Raw genomic sequence first — 7194 nt, forward strand, 5'->3', positions numbered from 1 at the left:
ATCTCGTTTGTCCGGCAGAATTTGAAGTAGGCGAACACGCGAAAGTTGCGCTCTTGAGTTTGACCGAAGGAGAAGACAAACCCCTCAAATATCCGGTGATGTTTCAAGAAGCAGATTGTTTGTTAATCACCAAAATGGACTTAGCACCCCATCTTGATGTTGACGTGAATCAAATTGTGGCAAATGTGCGCCAAATGAATTCCCACGTCACCATCATTCCCGTCTCTGCCAAAACAGGAGAGGGATTAGAAACTTGGTTTGATTGGGTACGCTCTCAACTCGATCGATCCTCAACCACCAAACATCAACTATCCACTGTTCATTAACAACTTATCCGCACAATCCCTTGATGTGCGATCGAACATTTCTACTCATCTGCGTTCCGAAGCGTTCATCTGCGGTAAAAAATCTCTAAAATCTACTTCTCGGAGGAGCTAACACTATTAGGCTGATTGCCAAAGTTGTCAATTTTAGAGATAAAACCGCAGATTAACGCAGATTAACGCAGATAAAATCTACTTTGGCAACAGGTCTATTTGTGACAAAGCCAAAAAATTAAAGCTCAAAAGCTGTAAATAGGCCAACTGAGGAATTTTGTAACAAAAATAACAAAGCGGTGATACCTTTATTTGCTACACATATTCAACCGCTCTGAAAACTCGCCCACAATCTCTCCTATAGGAGATGCTATGAGAGTGCGATCGCCCCTTTCCTTCTGCATCCTTTTTCTTGTTACTTTCACCATTATTGTAGGTTGCGTCAACCCTGCCACCTATATTAAAACAACCACCGAAACCGATACCAGTTCCTCAGCAGTTGCCGGTGCCGTCCGTCTGGGATTCAGCGCGTGGCCCGGTTGGTTTCCTTGGCAAGTGGCGCAAGAACAAAAAATTTTTCAAGCAAATAACGTCCCGGTAGACCTCAAATGGTTTGATGGATATTTGGAATCAATTAGCACCCTAACCGCAGGACAAATAGATGCCAATAGTCAAACTTTAGGAGATACGGTTAATTCCGTATCGGGTGGCGCAGACCAAGTGATTGTGCTGGTGAACGATAACTCCACCGGCAACGATAAAGTTATCGTCCGAGATGGCATTAATTCAATTGCCGATTTAAAAGGGAAAAAAGTAGCCGCAGAAGAAGGTACGGTCGATCATTTTCTCCTTTTGTTAGGTCTGAAAAAAGCAGGGTTATCGCCGCAAGATATTCAGTTCGTACCGCTAGAAACAGGTAAAGCAGCGGCAGCATTTGTCGCGGGACAAGTCGATGCAACGGCGGTGTTCGCTCCCTTTACCACGCAAGCATTAAAGCGTGAGGGTAGTAAGGAATTGTTTAGTTCCAAGGACTTTCCGGGAGCGATTTCGGATCACCTCGTTGTGACGCGCAAATTTGTAGAACAATATCCCGATCGAGTACAGGCATTGGTTGATTCCTGGTTTGCCACATTGGAATATATGAAGGCAAATCCAGATAAAGCTTATGAAATTATGGCGAAACGAGCGGGCGTTTCTGTGGAAGAATACAAGCAATACGCTGATGGCACGCAGATATTTACAATTGAGGAAAATATTAAAGCATTTCAACCAGGGAGCGATTTGACTTCGTTACAGTTTGCCGCTCAGGAAATGAGTAAATTTCTCAAAGAAGTGGGGTTATCAAAAACGCAACCGGATCTGAGCAAGTTATTTGACGATCGCTTTGTGCAAGCTTACATGAAGGGGCTAGGAAAAAGGGGCTAGGAAAAAGGGGCTAGGGGTTAGGGAAGAAAGAATAGAGAATAGGGAAAATCCAAAATCTAAAATCTAAAATTCTATGAGCCAAGAACCAGGATCGATTAGAGATTTCATCCGAGCTAAAAAGCTCAATCCGACTGTTTTCTGGCAACTCGCCGAAGACATTCCCAAACCTCTCAATACCGCGTTGGTAATTACTTCCATAGCCGCTCCCCTGCTGCTGTGGTGGTTGGTAACTGCATTTGGCAACATCGACCCCAAATTTTTACCCTCACCCGGTAAAGTGCTGGAGGCGTTCGGACGTTTGTGGAGTACTCGCGAACTCCTCAAGGATACCGTAGCGAGTTTGTGGCGCGTCGGTGTCGGATTTATTTTTGCAGCAACGCTTTCCATCCCCGTTGGCGTGTTAATGGGCAGTTTTGCCAGTATTCGCGCTTTGCTGGAACCGCTTTTCGGCTTAATGCGCTATATGCCTGCGCCTGCCTTTATTCCTCTGCTAATTCTGTACCTGGGAATAGGAGAGGAACCGAAAATTACCCTCATCTTTATTGGAGTTTTCTTCTTCAACTCCTTAATGGTGATGGATACTGTAAAGTTTGTATCAAAAGATTTGATTGAAGCGACTTATATTTTAGGAGGCGATCGCAAACAAGCCCTGCTTCAGGTCATTTTTCCGCACGTCTTGCCGGGAATCATCGATGCTTGCCGCATCAACTTGGCAGCGGCATGGCAGTTAGTCATTGTCTCGGAACTAATTGCCGCAACCGAAGGTTTAGGTCGTCGCATTAGCGTGGCGGGTCGATTTCTGAGGACTGATGAAATTTTTGTCGGGCTAATCGTTATCGGCGTCATTGGATTGTTCTTCGATTTGCTATTCCAGTATCTGTTAAGAGTTTCTTGCAAATGGTCTAGCCAAAAACGTTAATTTTTCAGGGATTATTCAATCACCAATTATCAAATTAAGGAGATTTAAACCATGTATCTGCAAATCAACAACCTGCACAAACACTTTGAGACAAAAAACGGCACGTTAGTTGTCCTCAAAGATATTAACATGACGATTAAAGAGGGCGAATTTATCTGCGCCGTGGGAGCATCCGGTTCGGGTAAATCTACCCTGTTGCGACAAATTGCCGGACTGGATATGCCCACATCTGGGGAAGTCAGAATTGATGGAGAAGTTGTCACTGGGCCAGGGCCAGACCGAGGTATGGTATTTCAGCACTATACGCTTTACCCTTGGATGAGTGTGCAGGAAAATACCGAGTTTGGACTCAAGCTTCAAGGCGTACCGAAGAAGATCCGACGCGAGCAAGCTAGCTATTATTTAAATGTGGTAGGTTTGACTAATTTTGCTAACTCCTTGCCAAAGGAATTATCGGGTGGGATGAAGCAACGGGTGGCAATTGCTCGCGCTCTTGTTTCGGAACCGAAAGTATTATTAATGGATGAACCTTTCGGTGCGTTGGATATCCATACTAAAGAGTCGATGCACGAATTTATGTTAGACCTTTGGCAGCGCACCAATATTACAATTTTCATGATTACTCATGATGTAGAAGAAGCGGTATTTTTAGCTAACCGCATCTATGCGCTGGGTTCTCGTCCCGGTACAGTCAGAAAAGAAATTAAGGTTAAATTACCCGATCGCACTCACACCGTTAAGCGCCACTCCATCTTCCACGACTACCGGGACGAGCTGATGGAACTGCTGCGGAGACACGGACAGGAAGCTCTAGCAGCAGCATGAGTGCGAATTCTGCTAATCTAGTAGTCCGCCAAGCTATTTTTGAGGGGTTTCTCAAGGAGGACAACCCATCAAAATTAATTTGGCGGACTACTAACGATTTGAAACTGCTAAACCTGTCGAAAACTTGAACTACTATTCTCAACAACGGGACGCCTTCTCAATTAATTACCTCAATGACTTGCGCGGGGAGATTCTGGCGTGTCCTTATTTTGCTACTAATAACCTCAACCGCGATTTTGTTGGTACTAAAGGGTTTTCGGTGGTGTTTCACCGATCGCACATTGGGGAAGTCGAACAGCGGTTTCCCTTCTTCAAACCTTATCTAGACCGGGCGTTACAGCCTACGTGTAACGCTTTTTACCTCAATCCCCTACTGCTCAAGGAAGGTTCTCGCGTCGATCCGCATATCGATCGCTCATTGCGATCGTACTGCAAAGCGATCGATCCTCCGATGGTTGTCAGCGTGCTTTACGTGCAAGTACCACCCCATTTGGAAGGTGGAGAATTAGTGTTGCGAAATTACAAACAGCAAGTCGGACAAATTAAACCGCAGGTTAACACGCTAGTGTATTTTCAGGGAGATTTAACTCATTCTGTGAATGCGGTGAAAACTACTGGAACTCGTCTGAGTTTAGTTTGCGAACAATACAGTTTGAGCGAAACCGAACTAGAAGAAATTCCAGCATTTACAGTCGAGTCTAGGGCGATGAAGGCGAAAAAGAAGTAGGTTAACAGTTAGGACTAAAGATTTAGACGCTCTGCGTAAGTCCTACTGAAATTTCTAATTACAATCCACTCATAATTATGCCATCCTTCGCTCGCATATAAAGAACTGGTGTAGCAAAGTCGGGTTTATCCAGTCCAACATTAATAGAAATGGCATTGCGAGTTTTTTGAATGGCTGTATCTACAGGCAAACCTAGCGCTAAGTACCGATAGAAATAGTCAGCAAAAAGCTTGGCTGTGCTGTCGAGGATAGAATATTTCATGGCTACTACTGCGGGGATACCGCGCCGGACTAAGTTAGGTGATAAACCTGCAAATGCTTGATTGGAAGACAGTTCTGCACCTTGACAGGAATTTAGCACAGCTAAACCTAAATTGCGGTTGCCTAAAAACAAGTTGGCGAAACCTACTTCATCTAATAATTTAGAATTCTTGTTTTCATCTACGAGGGCAATAAAGCCTTTATTGTCCTTAAATTCACCATGACCGATGAAGTGAAAAATATTGTAAGGCTTTTCAGACAATTTTTGGTCAATGTTGCGAATTGTGGCTTCTTGCAGCACATCTAATTCAATCTCGCCTGCATTGATGTGTTTTTCTAGGGCTTCGCGGATGAGACGTTCTTCGCCAGCAGCATCTAATTTGGTTAAGTTAGTAGGACTGGAAATGACTAACAGGATTTTTAGCGGTTTGCTGGCGGCTTTGGCTTTGAGGTCGCGCTTTTCTAGGCGAACGTCAATATAACGGGAGAGTACGGTTTGGGTGTTATTCCCTAGAAAGGTGTTAGTACTTTCATCGTAGAGAAATTCCCAAGGTAGGGCGGCTAGTTCTGGAGATTCAAAAGTTAAGCGCAGGCGCACGTTGTCTCCATGAGCATTTGCGCCTGCTATTGTAGCTCTTAAATGGCTGTGAATTTTTGGGGGGAAAAGTGCTTGGTAGAGTTCGCCGCCTAATGCTTTGAGTAAATCGGTATCTGTTTGTCGAGATTCAATTAGTTTTAATGTAAGCTTTATTCTGTTCATCTCCAAGCGCAATTCGCCCGAATCGTCACCTTGATCTGAGGAAGCGCGAATTTTCTTGTCTGCTGTCACTAATAGTTGAAAATCGAGGTAATTCATGGTAAGTTTAGGTTGTAGGTTTTGACGGTTTAAAGATTCATCTCTCTCTTGGGAGAGTTCTTGTTGTAAAGGTGTAACGCGGGGGGTGAGTTCCTGTTCTCTTCCAGAAACTTGCAGATTGACATCATCGATTAATCTTCGGACATCTACTTCGTCATAGCTATTTTCGCACTCAATTTTATACCGACCAGCATCTAAGCGCTTCTTCAGTTTATCCAGAGGGTAGGAATAAGGTTCCTGACTGCCTTTGCAACTGTTGCAGTTACAGGGAACCAGGGTGTTATATTGCAATCGTTCGTAAGATTGGTGGATTTTTTCTAGTTCGTGGGTGACGACTGCTAACAGTTCTTTTTTGCGGTTTCCTGATACGCGAATTTTAATTTCTCGTTGATTGTAGTTTTCGATGACTTCGGCGCGAGTTTGGTCTTTGTTGAGGATAACGCCGCTTCGCCAAACCAGCTTTTGTTGTTCAATCCAAGGGTGGGTTTCTACAATAAAACGGGTGAGGATGCCTTTAGGCATGAACTCGTATTCGTAGCGCAAAATTAGGTTGTTGGTTTCATCCCAATTATACTCATGTTGGTTGATATCGAGTAGTTGAGGGGCAATGTAGGTGTTGGGAGAATTGGGAATTGGGTAGCAAAGTTTGAACCGCATCATTAGATGCAGCAATTCATCTCGCATATCGGCATATTCGTTTTCATGCCAAATATCTTCGAGGTCATTCTGTGTGAAACGGCCCAGATTTTCCTTTACTTTTTTATTGTCCAACACTTTGTAAACCGCAGTTGTGCCCCATTCCGGTTTGAGGATGATGGTATTTTTTAGTACAGGGTCTTTTTGGAAGTGGAGGCAAACGCCAAGGTCATGCAAATATTGACTCAACCGCAGCATATCTTTGCTGTCAGTTAATTTATTGTGTCGGCAAATAGTGCGGTATTCTTCCAGGCTAATGTAGTTGCGGGAATCGTTTTCTAGGGCAGAACGAACTCTTACCCAGAGTTTTGGTAAAGGTGTACCGACGTGGGGAAGATTACTGATGTAAAGCTGAATATTTTTCTTTATTTCTGATAGACCGCGATTGGTGGCTAAGTTGGTTGGCAGTGCTTCTTTTAGGTTAGTGAATTCTCCGCGCAACTGGCGCACGTCGATCTCGCATTTCCGGTCTTGTTTTTCATTTTCGATGATGATAACGGGGCTATTATTGCTTAACAATTCGACGACTTTGAGCCACCAATAAAAGTCTGTGTTTTCCTTGCGACTGTCTGCAACTAAGGCATAAAGAGAACGTTCGGTAAGGAAAAATTGGTGAGTTTGGTGGTAAATTTCCTGTCCGCCAAAGTCCCAGATATTGACGCGAAAATTTTGTCCGTTGTGTGGGAAATCCCATCGCAGTACGTCAATACCTTCGGTTGATTTCTCCTCTGGTTGGAGTTCGTAAGCTTCGTCTTCAATTTTCTTGGCTAAAGAGGTTTTACCTGCTCCCCCTTCACCGATAATCAAGAATTTTGCTTCGTAGAAAGGTTCGGTTTCTTTTGGGTCTTGTGTCCGGAAATAGAAATCGAGGATTTCTTTTGCATTCCCTGAAGCCAAAATTTCCGGTGGAATAGGGACTGGATTGCCTCTGAGGTAGAGGGATTGCAGATTGGTCAGTTGACAGATTTCTGCTGGCAGTTGGCTCAGTTGATTGTCGCTGAGGTCGAGGGATTGCAGATTGGTCAGTTGACCGAATTCTGCTGGCAGTTGGCTCAGTTGATTGTTGTAGAGGTTGAGGGTTTGCAGATTGGTCAGTTGACAGATTTCTGCTGGCAGTTGGCTCAGTTGATTGCTGCTGAGGTCGAGGGATTGCAGATTGGTCAGTTGA

The 7194-nt window shown here is 44.2% G+C and carries 6 protein-coding genes; 5 read left to right on the forward strand and 1 reads right to left on the reverse strand.

Annotated elements, in window-relative coordinates; translation table 11 throughout:
• From hypB to H6S82_RS12490, 5 genes are all read left to right on the forward strand, one after another.
• Positions 1-326: hydrogenase nickel incorporation protein HypB (hypB, locus tag H6S82_RS12470; RefSeq protein WP_191056273.1), on the forward strand; the 326-nt coding region annotated here is incomplete at its 5' end.
• A 363-nt stretch (positions 327-689) separates the two neighbouring features.
• On the forward strand, positions 690-1742 hold the full coding sequence (locus tag H6S82_RS12475; protein WP_190461868.1) for an ABC transporter substrate-binding protein: 1053 nt from the start codon (positions 690-692) through the stop codon (positions 1740-1742).
• Positions 1743-1815: 73 nt separating this feature from the next.
• Positions 1816-2661: an ABC transporter permease gene (locus tag H6S82_RS12480; protein WP_190461867.1), complete on the forward strand. Its 846-nt coding sequence runs from the start codon at positions 1816-1818 to the stop codon at positions 2659-2661.
• Positions 2662-2712: 51 nt separating this feature from the next.
• Positions 2713-3486, forward strand: coding sequence for an ABC transporter ATP-binding protein (locus tag H6S82_RS12485; protein ID WP_190461865.1), 774 nt, complete (start codon positions 2713-2715; stop codon positions 3484-3486).
• A gap of 124 nt (positions 3487-3610) precedes the next feature.
• Positions 3611-4213: a 2OG-Fe(II) oxygenase gene (locus H6S82_RS12490; RefSeq protein WP_190461863.1), complete on the forward strand. Its 603-nt coding sequence runs from the start codon at positions 3611-3613 to the stop codon at positions 4211-4213.
• Positions 4214-4271: 58 nt separating this feature from the next.
• On the opposite strand, the gene H6S82_RS12495 is transcribed toward H6S82_RS12490, so the two are convergent.
• Positions 4272-7194 (reverse strand): COR domain-containing protein (locus H6S82_RS12495; RefSeq protein WP_191056274.1); only part of this gene is annotated, 2923 nt, incomplete at its 5' end.

The organism is Planktothrix sp. FACHB-1355, assembly GCF_014748295.1.
Lineage (GTDB): Bacteria > Cyanobacteriota > Cyanobacteriia > Cyanobacteriales > Aerosakkonemataceae > Aerosakkonema > Aerosakkonema funiforme_A.

Bases quoted from the DNA above. Each gene is read 5' to 3' on its own strand.
- H6S82_RS12485 (WP_190461865.1), top strand. From the start codon at position 2,713: ATGTATCTGCAAATCAACAACCTGCACAAACACTTTGAGACAAAAAAC.
- H6S82_RS12475 (WP_190461868.1), top strand. From the start codon at position 690: ATGAGAGTGCGATCGCCCCTTTCCTTCTGCATCCTTTTTCTTGTTACT.
- H6S82_RS12480 (WP_190461867.1), top strand. From the start codon at position 1,816: ATGAGCCAAGAACCAGGATCGATTAGAGATTTCATCCGAGCTAAAAAG.